Origin of the sequence: Eggerthella timonensis, from assembly GCF_900184265.1 — a bacterium.
GTDB lineage: Bacteria > Actinomycetota > Coriobacteriia > Coriobacteriales > Eggerthellaceae > Eggerthella > Eggerthella timonensis.
In genome coordinates this window covers 1,550,739-1,565,565 of record NZ_FXXA01000002.1, presented here as the reverse complement: position 1 = coordinate 1,565,565, position 14,827 = coordinate 1,550,739, and the positions used below count along the sequence as shown (strand labels likewise).

At 65.3% G+C, this 14,827-nt stretch carries 13 protein-coding genes; 5 read left to right on the top strand and 8 right to left on the bottom strand.

Going from position 1 to position 14,827, the window contains the following annotated elements:
* Nucleotides 1-143 precede the first annotated feature (143 nt).
* The 5 genes from acpS to C1A15_RS06435 all read right to left on the bottom strand — a co-directional run bounded on the left by acpS (nucleotide 144) and on the right by C1A15_RS06435 (nucleotide 4,298).
* Nucleotides 144-743, bottom strand: coding sequence for a holo-ACP synthase (acpS, locus tag C1A15_RS06455; protein ID WP_101721786.1), 600 nt, complete (start codon nucleotides 741-743; stop codon nucleotides 144-146).
* On the bottom strand, nucleotides 736-2,565 hold the full coding sequence (gene glmS / locus C1A15_RS06450) for a glutamine--fructose-6-phosphate transaminase (isomerizing) (protein WP_101721785.1): 1,830 nt from the start codon (nucleotides 2,563-2,565) through the stop codon (nucleotides 736-738). The genes acpS and glmS overlap by 8 nt, the downstream gene beginning before the upstream one ends.
* A 110-nt stretch (nucleotides 2,566-2,675) precedes the next feature.
* The gene (locus tag C1A15_RS06445) at nucleotides 2,676-3,275 is read right to left on the bottom strand and encodes a hypothetical protein (RefSeq protein ID WP_146001817.1); all 600 of its coding nucleotides are present in this window, start codon (nucleotides 3,273-3,275) and stop codon (nucleotides 2,676-2,678) included.
* 140 nt (nucleotides 3,276-3,415) lie between these two features.
* Nucleotides 3,416-3,748, bottom strand: a complete 333-nt coding sequence (locus tag C1A15_RS06440) for a helix-turn-helix domain-containing protein (protein ID WP_101721783.1) — start codon at nucleotides 3,746-3,748, stop codon at nucleotides 3,416-3,418.
* 10 nt (nucleotides 3,749-3,758) lie between these two features.
* Nucleotides 3,759-4,298 (bottom strand): hypothetical protein, encoded by a 540-nt coding sequence (locus C1A15_RS06435; RefSeq protein ID WP_245865085.1) that lies wholly within the window; start codon nucleotides 4,296-4,298, stop codon nucleotides 3,759-3,761.
* Nucleotides 4,299-4,626: 328 nt separating this feature from the next.
* Between C1A15_RS06435 and C1A15_RS06430 the strand changes: the two genes are divergently transcribed.
* On the top strand, nucleotides 4,627-6,255 hold the full coding sequence (locus tag C1A15_RS06430) for an FAD-dependent oxidoreductase (protein ID WP_101721781.1): 1,629 nt from the start codon (nucleotides 4,627-4,629) through the stop codon (nucleotides 6,253-6,255).
* 233 nt (nucleotides 6,256-6,488) lie between these two features.
* Nucleotides 6,489-7,919: a helix-turn-helix transcriptional regulator gene (locus tag C1A15_RS06425; RefSeq protein ID WP_180953012.1), complete on the top strand. Its 1,431-nt coding sequence runs from the start codon at nucleotides 6,489-6,491 to the stop codon at nucleotides 7,917-7,919.
* A gap of 30 nt (nucleotides 7,920-7,949) precedes the next feature.
* Here the strand turns inward: C1A15_RS06425 and C1A15_RS06420 are convergent, their stop codons facing one another.
* The 3 genes from C1A15_RS06420 to C1A15_RS06410 all read right to left on the bottom strand — a co-directional run bounded on the left by C1A15_RS06420 (nucleotide 7,950) and on the right by C1A15_RS06410 (nucleotide 12,027).
* Entirely contained in the window at nucleotides 7,950-8,609 is a 660-nt protein-coding gene (locus C1A15_RS06420) for a TetR/AcrR family transcriptional regulator (protein ID WP_101721779.1), read from the bottom strand.
* 73 nt (nucleotides 8,610-8,682) lie between these two features.
* Entirely contained in the window at nucleotides 8,683-11,313 is a 2,631-nt protein-coding gene (locus C1A15_RS06415; protein ID WP_101721778.1) for a YhgE/Pip domain-containing protein, read from the bottom strand.
* Between the two features lie 3 nt (nucleotides 11,314-11,316).
* The gene (locus C1A15_RS06410) at nucleotides 11,317-12,027 is read right to left on the bottom strand and encodes an ATP-binding cassette domain-containing protein (protein WP_245864951.1); all 711 of its coding nucleotides are present in this window, start codon (nucleotides 12,025-12,027) and stop codon (nucleotides 11,317-11,319) included.
* A 642-nt stretch (nucleotides 12,028-12,669) separates the two neighbouring features.
* On the opposite strand from C1A15_RS06410, the gene C1A15_RS06400 reads away from it, so the two are divergent.
* From C1A15_RS06400 to C1A15_RS06390, 3 genes are read left to right on the top strand one after another with little or no spacing between them, the layout of a single operon-like run.
* Entirely contained in the window at nucleotides 12,670-13,047 is a 378-nt protein-coding gene (locus tag C1A15_RS06400; protein WP_101721776.1) for a VOC family protein, read from the top strand.
* A gap of 6 nt (nucleotides 13,048-13,053) precedes the next feature.
* Nucleotides 13,054-13,968, top strand: coding sequence for a LytTR family transcriptional regulator DNA-binding domain-containing protein (locus tag C1A15_RS06395; protein ID WP_101721775.1), 915 nt, complete (start codon nucleotides 13,054-13,056; stop codon nucleotides 13,966-13,968).
* Nucleotides 13,962-14,705: an ABC transporter permease gene (locus tag C1A15_RS06390; protein ID WP_101721774.1), complete on the top strand. Its 744-nt coding sequence runs from the start codon at nucleotides 13,962-13,964 to the stop codon at nucleotides 14,703-14,705. The genes C1A15_RS06395 and C1A15_RS06390 overlap by 7 nt, the downstream gene beginning before the upstream one ends.
* The last annotated feature ends 122 nt before the right edge of the window (nucleotides 14,706-14,827 follow it).

The following is a 14,827-nucleotide window of genomic DNA, read 5'->3' as shown; positions in this document are numbered from 1 at the left end:
TGCGCACATGACCTGATGCTTTGCGCGCAGCGCAAAATCTGGTTGGTTTTGAGCGCGGAGCGAAGTTCGCAAAACGCCAAAATTGCTTGAACCTGCACGATTCGCATGTCGAAGGCGCGGCGGCCTCCGCCCGCGCCGCCGGTCTACGCGCGCGGCTCGGCCTCCGCCGCTCCCGTCTCTCCCGCCGTCGGCTTGTCCATCTCGTCGAGGAGGCTGCGGGCTTCCTTGAACTGCTTCGCCAGCTCCTCCATGGGGTTCACGCGTTCCTCCTGCGCACGCACCGACTCCTCCGTGATGGCGAGCGCGCAGGCCACGGCGTCGGTATGCGTGTACGACAGCGACAGCGGCAGCTCGCGCACGCCCTGCTCGGCGGCGATCTCCTTCGCCCGTCCATGCAGCACCACGAAAGGACGGCCCTTCGCGTTGCGGCGCACTTCCACGTCGTGGTTGGCAACGCCGCGCGAGAACCCGGTGCCGAGCGCCTTGAGCACGGCCTCTTTCGCGGCGAAGCGCGTGGCGTAGTGCACCTCGGGGTTGGCCGTGGATTCGCAGTAGGCGCGCTCTTCTTCGGAGAACACCTTTTCGCGGAAGCTCGGGGTGCGCTCGAGGATGCGCCGCATGCGAGCGATCTCGACGATGTCCACGCCGAGGCCCACCGCGCCTTCGACGCCCTCGAACGCCGACGACGCCGCCTCGGCGGCGCTGACGGTCGCGGCCTGCTGGGCCGCCGCCTCCCTACTCAACGGTCACCGACTTAGCCAGGTTGCGGGGCTGGTCCACGTCGCAGCCGCGCTCGACGGCGATGGCTCGCGCGAACAGCTGCAACGGTACGCTGGCCGTGATAGCCGAGAAGGCATCGCGCACCTTCGGGATGTAGATGACATGGTCGGCGTGGTGTTTGATATCCTCGTCGCCCTCGGTGGCGATGGCCACCACCATGGCGCCGCGCGCCTTCGCCTCCTGCAAGTTCGACACGAGCTTGTCGTACACGGGGCTCTTCGTGGCCACCGCGATGACCGGGAAGCCCTCGTCGATGAGCGCGATGGGACCGTGCTTCATCTCGCCGGCCGGATAGGCCTCGGCATGCAGATAGCTGATCTCCTTGAGCTTGAGCGCGCCTTCGCACGCGATGGCGGCGCCCATGCCGCGCCCGACGAACAGCGCGCTCGAAGCGTCCTTGCACGCGCGCGCCGCTTGCGTGATGGCGGCATCGTCGGCCAGTATGCGCTCCACCTGCTCGGCCGTGTCGGCCAGCTCGTGGAACAAAAGGCGCACCTGGTTCGTCTTGAGCTTGCCCTTGACCTGCGCAAGCAGCATGGCGAGCAGCGTGAGCGACACCACCTGGCCCAAGAACGACTTCGTGGACGCCACGGCGATCTCCTTGTTGGCCTTCGTGTAGATGACGCCGTCGCTCTCGCGCGCCACGGGCGATCCCACGACGTTCGTGATGCCGAACACCTTCGCGCCCTTCACGCGCGCGTCGCGGATAGCCGCCAGCGTATCGGCGGTCTCGCCCGACTGCGACACCGCCACCACGAGGGTGGACGGCGTGATGATGGGGTTGCGGTAGCGGAACTCGCTGGCCACCTCCACCTCGCAGGGGATGCGCGCCCAGCCCTCGATGAGGTTCTTCGCGATGAGGCCGGCGTGGTAGCTCGTGCCGCACGCGATGACGTACACGCGGTCGATGAGGTTGAGCTCCTCCAGCGAGAGGTCCAGCTCGTCGATGGCCAGCGCGCCGTTCACGAGACGGCCCGCCAGCGTGTCGCGGATGACGCGCGGCTGCTCGTGTATCTCCTTGAGCATGAAGTCGGGGTAGCCGCCCTTCTCGGCCACGTCGAGATCCCAATCCACGTGCGTGACCTCCGGCTCGTACGCCTCGCCCCGCACGTTGAAGAACGTGGTGGCCGTAGGCGTGAGCTTCGCCAGGTCGCCGTCGGCCAGAACCACCACGTTGCGCGTGTCGTCGATCATGGCGATGATGTCGGAGGCCACGTACGCCCCGTCGTCGGCGAGCCCCACCACGAGCGGCGAGTCCTTGCGCGCCGCAACGAGGGTGCCGGGCTCTTGGTCGCTGACGGCCGCAATGGCGTACGCGCCGATCAGGCGCTCGGTGGCATCGCGCACAGCTTGCAGCAGATCGTTGCTTTCGCGCAGGTTCTCTTCAACCAGGTGCGCGATGACCTCGGTGTCGGTCTGGCTCGTGAACTCGTGGCCGCGGCCTTCCAGCTCTTCGCGCAGCTCGGCGAAGTTCTCGATGATGCCGTTGTGCACGACGGCGACATGGCCGTCGCAGGAGGTATGGGGATGCGCGTTCGCCTCGCTCGGGCGGCCGTGGGTGGCCCAGCGCGTGTGGCCGATGCCGCAGGTGCCGGTGAGGTTAAGGGGCTCGACGAGCCGCGCGAGGCCGCTCACTTTCCCCTTGCAGTGCACGACTTCCAGCTTGCCGTCCTGTTCGACGGCGATACCGGCCGAGTCGTAGCCGCGATACTCAAGTCGCGACAGGCCTTCGATGAGGATGTCCTTGACGGGACGCTTTCCAGTGTATCCGACGATTCCGCACATAGTTGGCTCCTTGGTGCTCGGGTTCGCCGATAGTGTAGCGCACCGGTTCCGCACGCGCGAACGCGCGTCGGGCGAAGTCGCACATCCGCTCAATAAACGCATCTTTCCCGTCAACGAAGAGGGCGGGCTCGCCTCCCCTGCTCACCGCGCCGTGCATGCATCTGCGCCCTCAGATGCTTGACGAGGATGAGAGCAAGGTTGAAGGGATAGAGCAGGACGAGAACCTTCCACACGAGAGCCGAGCAGGCGGTGCAGATCAGGCCGAACGCCGTGGACGACGCGACGAGCGCCGAAAGCGCCGCCATCGAGGACGCCGAAGGGTCGGAACAGTCGCCCTTTGCCCGCACGCGCGTCGCCGCATGCCAGGCCAGGCACGCGAGCATACCGGCGCCGACGACGGCGAGCGCGTCCGCCGCTGCCGCATCGACACGAGACGGGGACGTCAGGAGGGCCGCGCACAGCACGCCGAACGCCCCTGCCGCGATCGTCGCGGTCTCCATGCGTTTGCCGGCCGCCGCCCGGGCAGCGTCATCGGGCGAAGCCGTCAGATAACAGGCGTTGAGCAGCGCGCATACGAACGGGTAGGCTGTCAGGAACGCCAAGACCCAGGTGGCTACGAACATGCCGAAAGACCACTCCACGAGCCAGCTCCCCTGAACGGCGCACAAAGGCACCGCGACCAAGAAAGCCGCCGCTACGGAGAAGGACACGATGCCTTCGTCGACCATGCGCAAAAGCAGTGCGAAACGGGCCGTGCTTCCCCCTTTGCTCAAGACTAGTAAGCAGGAATACTAGCAGCATATTTATCGCTAAATGATAAAAGTCGCGTTCTTCCGGCGAACGGCGCTCCTCATTCGTTTCCGAGGTCTAAATCGATCTCGTACACACGCTCGGGGGCGGTCCGCTTCAAGCCCGTCTTGATGCGGACCTCCCCGACTTTGCGGCGCTCTTCGACCAGACGGTCGAACTCCTCGTCGGTGACGATCTTGAGGATGTCGCCCGGCTGGCAATCGAGCTCGAGGCAGATTTCCATGAGCGTGTCCATCCTGATGCCGCGCATCTTCGCCTGCCGTATCCTCGATACGTTGACCTTCGTGTGGCCGGTGGCGCGCGCAAGGTCGTTGCTGCTCTTGCCGCGCTCGAGCAGCATCGCTTCCAATTCGACTATCAGGTGCTTTCCCATATTCAAGCCCCTAAAGGTAATCGTCCGAATCGGCTTGCAACAGCGCCCCGTACTTCCAAACAGAAGAAAGCGAGAAACAAACGATTGCCCCGACGAGGGATTTGACGTCGATGCGCATGGTTGGATACCTTCTTGACTGATCGGAAACGACGCCTAGATCAACATCTCCAATGTGTATCATCTCGATGAAGTCTGGTGAAATGAAGAGGTTGAGAACAACCCCAACGACGAACATCCAAGCGATGATCTTGATCTGCTTGGCATGCGCGAAAGTAAAAGGAGAGCGACCTTGAGCCACGTCTTGGGCAACGCTTCTCATGACCAAGAGCATCGCGGCGTACGTAACATTTATGAGGACGGACGACACAAACTGGAATACCACATACGGATCGGGCGTAATCGACGAAGAAGCATAGCTGAAAATCTCTAGAGCAACGAGCGCGACCAAGTAAACGCATAACGCGACGAAAAGCACCAAGAACAATACGCCCAACTTCGAACCGAGCGTCTGTATCTTCGCAAGCGACTCTTCAATTCTTCGCACTGACATCGTCAGCACAGGCTTCCTATATTGAAGGTTTCTTCAGAGGCAGCGAATGCATCCCGAGGTCGAAGCAGATAAAACCGAGGCCTATGCTCGGACAAACACCATACGTCGCACCTTCACTGTAGAACAGCATATCTATCTCCTTTCTTAATGTTGACCGTATCTATACTATTACAATTTCTATCATAAATAGTCGAGGTTTATGGTGAGGTTTATAGCTTTAAACCTCTTCTTCCCCATCGGTCGATGCGGCCAACCGCGCAGACGGGCCATAGTGCGGGGCGTCGAAAGAGGCGCCGAGACAGGCGCTGTCCAACCGGAAGGGGAAACCATGAAAGATTTCTTGAACGTCACGCGCCGCGATGCGCTCAGGCTCGGCGGCGTCGCCGCGTTAGGCGCGCTCGGCGCGAACGCGCTGGCCGGATGCACGCCGCAGCACGCATCCTCCGCACATGCCACCGCCGCTCAGACGCAAGCAGGCCCGAGCTTCCTGCAAGCGCCAGAGCCCATCACCGACTTCGCCGCCACCTACGAGTACGATGTCGTCGTGGTTGGCGCAGGCGAATCCGGGCTGTCAGCCGTGCACTCCGCACTCGAGGCCGGCGCGAGCGTCGCGTGTGTGCAGAACATCGGCACGGCTCAGACGACCGGCAACATGGCGGCATCTATCGATCTCACACAAACCGACGAAGCCGCCGTGCAGGCCTGCGTGAGCTTCATCAACTGGAAGAGCGACTACCGCTCGAACCGCGACCTCGTGAACGTGTGGGCGCACAATTCTCAGGAAGCCCTCGCGTGGTGGGCCGACGAGGCTGCCCAGGGCGGCGTGGAGTCGAAACCGCACGAGGCGACACTGTCGTACAACGGCTACGACATCCACCTCCACGCGAACACGTACTTCCACGTGGAAGGCAACCACAACGCAGCCGCACTCGTCATTGCCGAGCGCCTCGCCGCGGCCGGCGCCGAGTTCTTCTACAACACGCCCTGCGTGCAGCTGCAGCAGGAAAACGGCCGCGTCACGGGCGTCATCTGCAAAAACGATAAGGACGAGCACCTTCTGTTCAAGGCAGGCAAGGGCGTCATCCTCGCCTGCGGCGACTACTCCAGCAACCAGGACATGCTCGATTACTACGCACCGGACACGAAGGGCTTCTCGCTGTTCACCACGTTCCGCGACGGCAGCGCGCTGTGCGCCGGCATGTGGGCAGGCGCGCTCATGACGCCGACGACGCACACGAAGATGATCCACGGCGAACCCGCCGCCGTTCGCCTCGAGATGCCGTTTCTGTTCCTCGACGTCCACGGCGACCGCTTCATGGACGAAAGCTGCTGCCGCATGGGCTACATGAACAACTTCGCGCGGCCCTACTTGGCCGAGGCCGGGTTCCAGGATTCCACCGCCGCCAAGTTCTTCAGCATCGTGCCCAGCACGTGGGAGGACTACTTCGAGGAGTGGAAGGCGGAGGCGCCCTTCGACATCTCGCAGTACAACGGCGACAACAAGGTGAATCCCGAAAAGTGGATCAAGGCCGACACGGTAGAAGAGCTGGCCGACGCCATGATCGCCTACGCACAGGAGAACGACTGGACCGCGATGCAGCTGGACAAACAGCGCATCGTGGAATCCATCTCCCGGTACAACGAGCTGTGCGCCGCCGGACGCGACGAGGACTTCGGCAAGGCGGCGAAGTATCTCGTCCCCATCGAGGGCGGCCCCTACTACGCCGTCCCCCGCGGCTCCAACAAGCTGCCTGCCATCCTGGGCGGCCTCGTGGTGAACGCCGACCACCAGTGCCTGAACGAGCAGTTCCAGCCCATCGACGGCCTGTTCGCCGTAGGCAACGCGTCCGGCCAGTTCTTCGGCGGCGTCGACTACCCCATGGACATCGAGGGCCTCTCCATCGGGCGCGCCATCACGTCGGGCTACGTCGCAGGCGCGCACGTCGCCCAGCGGTAAGTCGAAACCCAGCCCACTCGTGCCGCCGCCTTGACCCCTCCCCCCAAGGCGGCGGCCCCCCGTCTCTCTGCCGGCATCCCGCACGCGCATTCGCCCGAAACACACGCTCCAGGGAGCTGATGCGTGTGTTTCGGGCGAATGCGCGCATAGCAGTCGAGCTTCCCGAAGATAGGAGGCCCCGAGGAGACGCAACCGCGCTCGTGCTCGGAGGATCCGCTTGCTATAATGGCGGCATGGAAACCCTCAAGCGATCCGACGGGCCTTCGAAGCTGGCCTACCTCGACACCATCGTCCCCTACCTCTTCGCGCTCGGATGCGCGCGAGCATGGATGACGCTGACGTTCGCCGCGCCCATCCAGGCCGTCGCGGCGCCCTTCGACCCGCATGTGGTGTTCGACTATGCGTACTGCCTGCTCGCGCTCGCCATCGCGCTCACGGCCCGCCGCGTGGTGCCGTTCTGCAGCCGAAGATGGACGAAGCCCGCAGCGCTGCTGGGCATGCTGGGCGCATCGATCTGCCTCGTGCTCGCGCAGGGCGCTCCCTTCGACGCGACCGGGCTGCTGGTCGCGGGCGGCGTGGCCGGCGGCATCGGGTTCAGCGTGTTCCTGCTCCTTTGGGCCGAGACCATCGGCGCGCTCAGCCTTATCCGCATCGTGCTGTACACCGCGGCATCCACGTTCACGGCCGTGGTCATCGTGTTCTTCTGCGAGGGGTTCGACGAGCTGCGCAGCAGCATCGCGCTGGTCGCGCTGCCCGTCGCGGCCGTCGCCAGCGTGGCGTACGCGAACCGCGCACTGCCCGCTTCCGAGCGGCAGAAATCCACGTACCCACGCTTTTCGTATCCGTGGAAGCTGTTCGCCCTGTTCGCGGTCTACTCGTTCGCGTACGGCCTGCGACAGCAGCAGCTGGCCGCGGGCGCAGGCATGCACTCGTCGCTGTCCACCGCCCTCACCATGGCGGCCCTGTTCGCGTTCGTGCTGCTGCTGTCCCAACGCGTGGGCATCGGCGTGTTGTACCGCTCGCCGTTGCTGCTCATGGTGTGCGGATTCCTGTTGATCCCCGCCGAATCGCTGTTCGGCGCGAGCGTGTCCAGCTACTTCATCTCCATGAGCTACTCGCTGATGACCGTGCTCGTGTCGCTTCTGCTGTACGACATCTCGAAACGGCTCGGCATCGCCGTCGTCGCGCTCGCCAGCGTCAAGAGCGTCGAGCAGGTGTTCATCATCTGGGGAAACGATGCGGCGAACGCGCTTGCGCAGCTGCTTCCGAACGGCGTCCACGAAACCGCCGTCACCGGCCTCGTGGCGGCGCTTGTGCTGGTTGCCACCTTCATCCTGTACTCGGAGCGCGAGCTCACCTCGAAATGGGGCGTGTCACTGCTGGAATCGGGCGGCCTCATCGAGCGCAGCGCCGAGGAGGAACGACTGGAAGCGCGCTGCGACGAGATCGTGAAGCGCTATCGGCTCAGCCCGCGCGAGGACGAGATCCTGCGGCTCATCGCCCGTGGCAAGACCGGACCCGCCATCGAACGCGAACTGTTCATCGCCGAGGGGACGTTCAAGGCCCACACGCGGCACATCTACGAAAAGATGGGCATCAACAGCCGCAAGCAGTTGCGCGACATCATTGGCGTGGACGACAGGGAGCGCCCCGAGCGCGCCTGACGGCCGCGCCCCGAGTCCCACGCCCTGCTTCTAGTCGAGAATCCCCGGACGGGCGTTGGCGTGACGGACGAAATCGGCGATGCGCTCGATGAAGCCCTCTTTGCCGCCGATCGCCTGCGCCCCTGCTCGCTGACGCGACGGCGCGCTCGTCAGCAAACCTTCGTCGCCGATGTAGTACAGCGTGGTGGTCAGCACCATGCCGATGAGGGCCACGGCCTCAAACGCGGGGTCGATCTCGGGCCGGATGATGCCCTCTTGCTGGCCGCGCGCCAGCTGGCTCTCCAGCACGTCGAGGAGACGGCCTTCGTAGCTGCGCATGGATTCCGACCACACGCGCCCCTCGCGCCACAGCTCGGACACGAAAAAGCGTCCGAACGCTTTGTTCTCGAAAATGCGCGTGGCGAACAGCTCCACCATGCCGGTGAGCGCCACGGGCGCGCTGGGGGCTTCCGCGGCGATGCGCTCGAAGCCTTCGATGAGGTCGCCGATGCCCTCCTCCAAGATGCTCTCGGCCATGGCGGCCTTGCTTTTGAAGTGATAGTACGCCACGCCCTTCGACACGCCGGCCGCCTCGACGATCTCGTCGACCGTGGCCGCCGAGTACCCCTTCTCGCCGATCACCGCCAGCGCCGCGTCCAGCAGCTGCTTGCGCGTCGCGCACGCTTTCTCGGTGCGCTTCGTTCCCGCCATTGCATCACCCCCGCGGCCCGGCGTGACACGCCGGGCCGTTCGTCTGTTATTCCTCAGTGTACCAGTTCGAAGGCTATCCCAGCTGCAGCACCGGGTGCAAGTCCTCCATGCGCACCGTGCGCTTGCGGTACGCCACGAGGCACGTGAGCGCGAAGCACACCGCGCCTATGGCGAACAGCACGAGGCAGTCGAAGCCCACGATGCCGTAATCCAGGCCCGTCATGATCTGGCGCATGCCCTGCACCACGTACGTCATGGGCATGTACGGGTTGATGGCCTGGAAGAAGTCCGGCGTCGTCTGGATGGGGAACGTGCCGGCGCAGGCCGTCAGCTGCAACATGAGCAGGATGATGGCCACGAACTTGCCGGGGAACCCGAACGCCGCCATGAGCACCTGCATGATGGCCGCGAACACGAGCGCCGTGAGGTAGCCCATCGCGTAGAACGCGGGCACGTTGTCGATTTGCAGCTGCAAGCCGAACTGGAGCACCACCATGAGCAACGTCGCCTGGATGAGCGAGAAGAACGCCACCGGCAGGTAGTTCGCGAACGCCACCGTCACGGGGTTCGCGCCCGACATGATGAGGCGGCTGTTGAGCGGCTTGAACACGAAGCCCGCCACGAGGCCGCCCACCCACAGGCCCAGCGCCATGAAGTACGGGGCGAAGCCGGTGCCGTAGTTCTTCACCGTGGTGTAGTACTCGTTCACGAGCTCGATCGGGTCGCTCATCACCTCGGACTTGCCGTCGATGTTCGAGGTCTGATCGGCTGCCGTCTTCGCGCCGTCGGCAAGCGCGCCGGCCAGCTCGCCTGAGCCGTCCACCGCATCGGCGAGGCCCGTGGTGAGCGTGCCGCTGCCTTCCTCAAGCTGCGTGGCGCCGTCGGCGATCTGCGCGGAGCCGTCCTTGGCGCTCTGCGCGCCTGCGGCCAACTGGCCCGCGCCGCTCTTGGCCGACTGCGCGCCGTCGGCGAGCTGGGAAGCGCCGGCATCGAGCTGGCCCGCCCCCGACACCGCCGAAGCCGCGCCGTCGTTCACCTGGGAGGCGCCGGAGGCCACCCGCGAGGAGCCGGACACGAGCTCGGACATGTTGTCGTTCACCTCGCTGGCGCCGGAACTGAGTCGTTCGACGGAAGCTACCAGCGCGGGAGCTGCGCCCGCGAGCTCGGCGGCACCGTCGCTGATGCGCTGGGAACCGGCTTGCGCTGCGGCCAAACCCGACCCCAGCGTGCCGAGTCCGCTCGTGACCGAGGAGGAGCCGTATGCCAGCGTGTTGCCAGGAGTCGAGGCGTCGCCGATGCTCGCGACTGCTTCGGACAAGCCGCTCGATACCGCTGCCGTTCCGCCGATCAGGGTCTGAGGGCTCGAAGCGTCCCCCAACGTTGCGACGGCACCGGCTAGCCCGCCCGACACCGCCTTGCCCTGCGCAAGCTCCAAAGCCCCCGCATTGACAAGCTGGGCTGCCGCTGCTTGGGAGGAAGGGTCGCTGCTGTTCTGCAACGCCGTGATGGCCGTAACCAGCGCGCCTTCGAGCGATTGGGCCCCGTCTTGCGCGGTGGATAATCCCGATTGCAGCTGCACGAGACCGCCGTTAACCCGATCGGCGCCGCTTTTGCCGTTTTCCAACCCCGATGCAAGCGTCGCAAGCCCGTTCGTGACGGTGCCGGACGTGTATGCAAGCGTCTGGCCGGGCTCCTCGGTCGAGCCGATGCTCGACACCGCTGTCGCAAGCCCTTCGGTGATCTGCCGCGATCCGCTTGCCAGCTCGTGAGCGCTGTCGGGCAGACCGCTCGTTGCTTCCGCCAGCTCGCTGGCGCCTGCGGCCACCTTGCTGGTGCCGTCGGATTGCAGCTTCGACGCGCCGCTCGACACGCCGTCGGCGCCTTCGGCAACCTGGCTCGCGCCGTCATGCAGCTGGTTCGCGCCCGCCACCAACGACTGCGTGCCGTCTTTCAGCACGGATGCGCCGCTGCTCAGCGTGCCCAAGCCGGCGTCGAGGGACGACGCGCCGCCGACGAGGCTGCCCAGGCCGGTGTCGAGCGTCAGCGCACCGTCCTTGAGCGTGCCGAGGTTCGATGTGATGGCGGAGCTTCCGTCCTTCGCCGTCACGAGGCCGTCTTCCAAATCGCCCGCGCCGTCGGCCGCCTTCTGGATGTCCTTGCCCGAGTCGGCCACGCGACCGAGAACCGTCGTCCAGTACTCGGTGGCCACCGTGTCGCTCACGCGCGTGCGCACCTCTTTCCACACGGTCTCGCCGATCTGGGACGCCAGCATGTTCTCGCTCTGGTTGTAGTCGATCTTCAGCTGCGCCTTCTCCGGGCTGTCGCCATCGACCGACGCCACGCTCGCCGAGAAGTCGGAGGGGATCGTGCACGTCATGAAGTACGTGCCGTCTTCGAGTCCCTTCTGCGCCTCGTCGGCCGACACGAAATGCCATTGCAGGCCGTCGTCGGTGTCCTTGAGCTCCTGCACCACGTCGTCGCCGAGGTTGCGCTGCTCGGCGGAGATGATCGCGCCCTCATCCTCGTTCACCACGGCGACGGGCACCGTGTTCAGGCGTGCGTACGGGTCTTGGAACGCCGCCAGATACAGCGCGCCGTACAAGAGCGGCATGATGGCGATGGCAGCGATGACCACCCACATCACCTTCGAAGCCGTGATGTTCTTCCACTCGAGCCCTGCAAACCGCAAACCCTTGAAGCTCATACGCTACTCACCGTCCTTCGAAAGGTACACCGTCGCGTCGGCCATGGCGGCCAGGTCGCGCTCCACCACGCCCACGACGATAGCCGCGTTGCGCGTGCGCGCCGCATCGAGCAGCAGCTCGACGAGGGCCCCCGACTGCGACATCGTCAACTGGCTCTCCACGTCGTCCACCACCACAGCGTCGGGCTCGCCCACGAACGCGAGCGCGATGCCGAGCTGCGTGAGCTTCTGCGACGTGAGGTCCTTCACGCGCACGTTCGCCACGTCGGCGAGCTGCCACTGCTGCAGGTAGCCCGTCACCGCCTCGCGGCGCGGCTTGCGGCCGTACAGCTCGAACTCGGCGCCGAGCGCATACGCCGCCGTCAGGCTTTCCTGCAGGTCGTTCAAGCCGCCGAACAGGCCCAATCCTACGCGACGTTCCGCTTTCGCGCGCTGGCGCGGCAGCTCGAAACCGCCCACGGTCAGCGTGCCCTCGGTCTGCTTCATGCGCCCCGCCAGCGTGAGCAAGAGCGCCGTCTTGCCGCTTCCGTTGCGCCCGCGCACGGCCACCAGCTCGCCGCGATGCACATCGACGTCCACGTCGCGGTACGCGAACCCCGCGTAGGTCTTGAGCCCCAACCCGCGCGCGCTGATGTACGGCGTGCCGTCGAACGCGGCGTCCTCGCGCACGAACGTGCCCGATTCCGGGCGCGCCAGCGTATCCTGCATGTCCATCACGTCCTTCGTGTCGTGCGTCAGCCCACTTTTTTGACTGACTAGTCAGTTTTTCATACGGAAGTATAGCATCTTCGCGGAAAGGTGCAAGCGCTTCACGCGAACTCGCAGAACCCGTCGGAGCTTGTCAAAACCCGCCCAAACCGCGTCTTCCCCATCGCATCAAGCCGAAAACGCTCCTCGCGGTCGCAAAAACCGCCGCGATGAAACGACTTCGAGGCATCGAAGCGTGCACGACCGCTCGCCAGTCGCCATTGCCCCGAAACCTGAGCGCGTTTTCCCAAATCGCGAAATACCAAGGGTACGCGGATCTCTCGTCGAGCTTCACAGCGCCGGTTTTTGCGACTCGCAGGTCGGTTTTCGCGAACAAACCCGGCGTCAACGGCAGCGCGAATCGCACGAACAAATGTTTCACGTGAAACATTCACGCAGCACGACGCGGCCGGCCTTCTTATCGAGCGCGTTGCGCCGGCGCTCGACGGGACGCGCGTTCACAGACTACTCTCGCACCGACGGAGCGCCCCCTCCCCTCCTCTTCGGGAGTTCCGTTGAGCGGCCGTCATACGACCGTGATCTCGGGTATACTTCCAGCGAACGAACCGCGCGCACCCGCGCGCGAGGCTGCGCAGAGAAGGAGCCGCCATGAAAGCGAAGATGATCCACCGTTGCATCCACGTCCTCGATCTGGACGCGTCGCTCGCGTTCTACGAGCGCGCGTTGGGCCTCGTCGTGCAGCGGCGCATGGGGCCCGAGGACGGGTCGTGGGAGAACGTGTTCATCGGCAACGACGAGACCGACTTCCAGGTGGAGCTCACATGGAACCGCGGGCGCACCGAGCCCTACGTCAACGGCGGCCGCGACACGCACCTGGCCTTCGAGGTGGACGACATCGACGCCGCGCGCGCCCTGCACGAGGAGATGGGCTGCGTGTGCTTCGTGAACGAGCGCATGGGCATCTACTTCATCGAGGACCCCGACGGCTGCTGGCTCGAGATCCTCCCGGCGATGCGCGCGGAGTAACGCCCGGTGACTGAATTCGCCTCCATCGACGAGCTGGTGGCCGACGGCCGCAGCGTGCACATCGAATGCAGCCGCGAGACGTCCGCCGCCCTGTTGGCGGCCGTGCGCGCCCGCTACCGCACGCAGCGATGTGCGTTCGTCCTGGAAACCGACCGCGGCTTCGAGCGCGACTCCGTGTCCTCGCACCTGCGCTTCTACGGCAGCATCGCGCGCAGCTCGGTGCATCACGAGGACGCCATCTCGCACTTCAACCTGCGCGGCGTCGCGAAGCGCAAGATCGGCGGCCTCGCCCCCTCGACACTCGCACTCGTGAACCTGGCGCGCGCGAGCCTCTTCGAGCCGGAGATATGCTTCCTCGAACGCCCGCTGTCCGACCTCGACGCCGAGGGGCGCGCCGTCGCGCTCGCCTGGATCGCCGATCGGATGGAGCAGGGCTGCCGCTTCATCACGACGGTCGAGCCGCTGCGCGAGGCGTTGCTCATGCCCGGCGTGGCCTGCTGGCACGAAGAGGGTCGCTTCATCGCGGTGGACCAGGACGACGGCGAAGACGAGGACGGGGGCGCCGCGTACGAGGGCGACGAGGTGCACGTGCTCAAGATCCCCGCGCACACCGAGACAGCCACGCTGCTGTTCGACCCGCGCGACATCGACTTCGCCGAGAGCATGAACAAGGCCACGTACCTCGTCGTGCGCGGCGAGCGCTACCAAACGCCGCGCACGATGGACGAGCTGGAGCACGAGCTGTCGCGCGCCGGGTTCTTCCGCTGCCATCGATCGTTCCTCGTGAACGTGCAGAAAGTGGCGAAGGTGGAGCGCTACACGCGCAACAGCTTCAACCTCACGCTGGGCGACGCCGCGCACACGTCCATCCCGCTGGCGAAGGGGCGTGCCGAACAGATGCGGGAGCGCTACCGATGGTGAACGAGAAGCAGGCCGCCTCCCAGCCGGGCATCTTCGGGACGCTCGTGCGGAAGTTCTTCATGGACGTGGCGAAAAGCCCCGGGCTGCTTGCGTGCTGCCTATTCCCCGCGTTTTTCCTGCTCATTTGCCGCTTCGTCATCGTCGGCTCGCTCGAGCAAAACGACGCGCGCCTGTTCCTGCTCGTCTTCAGCATGCTGTTCACCACCGGCATGGTACCCGGCACGACGATCGTCTACCCCATGGCCGAGGCGCGTGAGAAGCACGCGCTGCGCATGCTCACGCTGGCCGGCGTCGGCCGCGCCCCGATGATCGCCGCGCACGGCATCGTCGGCACGCTGTACACCGCGCTCGTGGGAACGGCCTGCTTTCTGGTGTCGGGCGCCCCGCTCGATTGCATGCTTCCCTTCATGACGATCACCGTGCTGGCCGGCATCCCGCTGATCGCGCTGTCGCTGGCGTTGGGCCTCGCCTCGCGCAACCAGATGGCGGCCAGCTTCTCCAGCCTGCCCATCATCCTCATCGGCATCGCGCCCATGCTCTTCATGTACGCCGAAGCCACGTTCCAGGCGCTGCCCCTCCTGCCCACCGGCGGCGGGTTCGCGCTCGTCTACGCGCTGGCGGAAGGCATGCTGTTCGCCCCCGCGTCCATCGTTCCCGCGCTCGCGCAGCTCGCGTGGATCGTCGTGAGCCTCGTCGCGTTCGTCATCGTCGCGCCGCGCATCCCCCGCGACGAGTAGCGCGGTCGTGAGACAGAGGGACGGGGTTATTGTCTCATTTCGCATGCGAAATGAGACAATAACCCCGTCCCTCTGTCTCCTCTGTCTCACCCCCCGTCTCACGTCAGTCTCGGTGCTCCTGT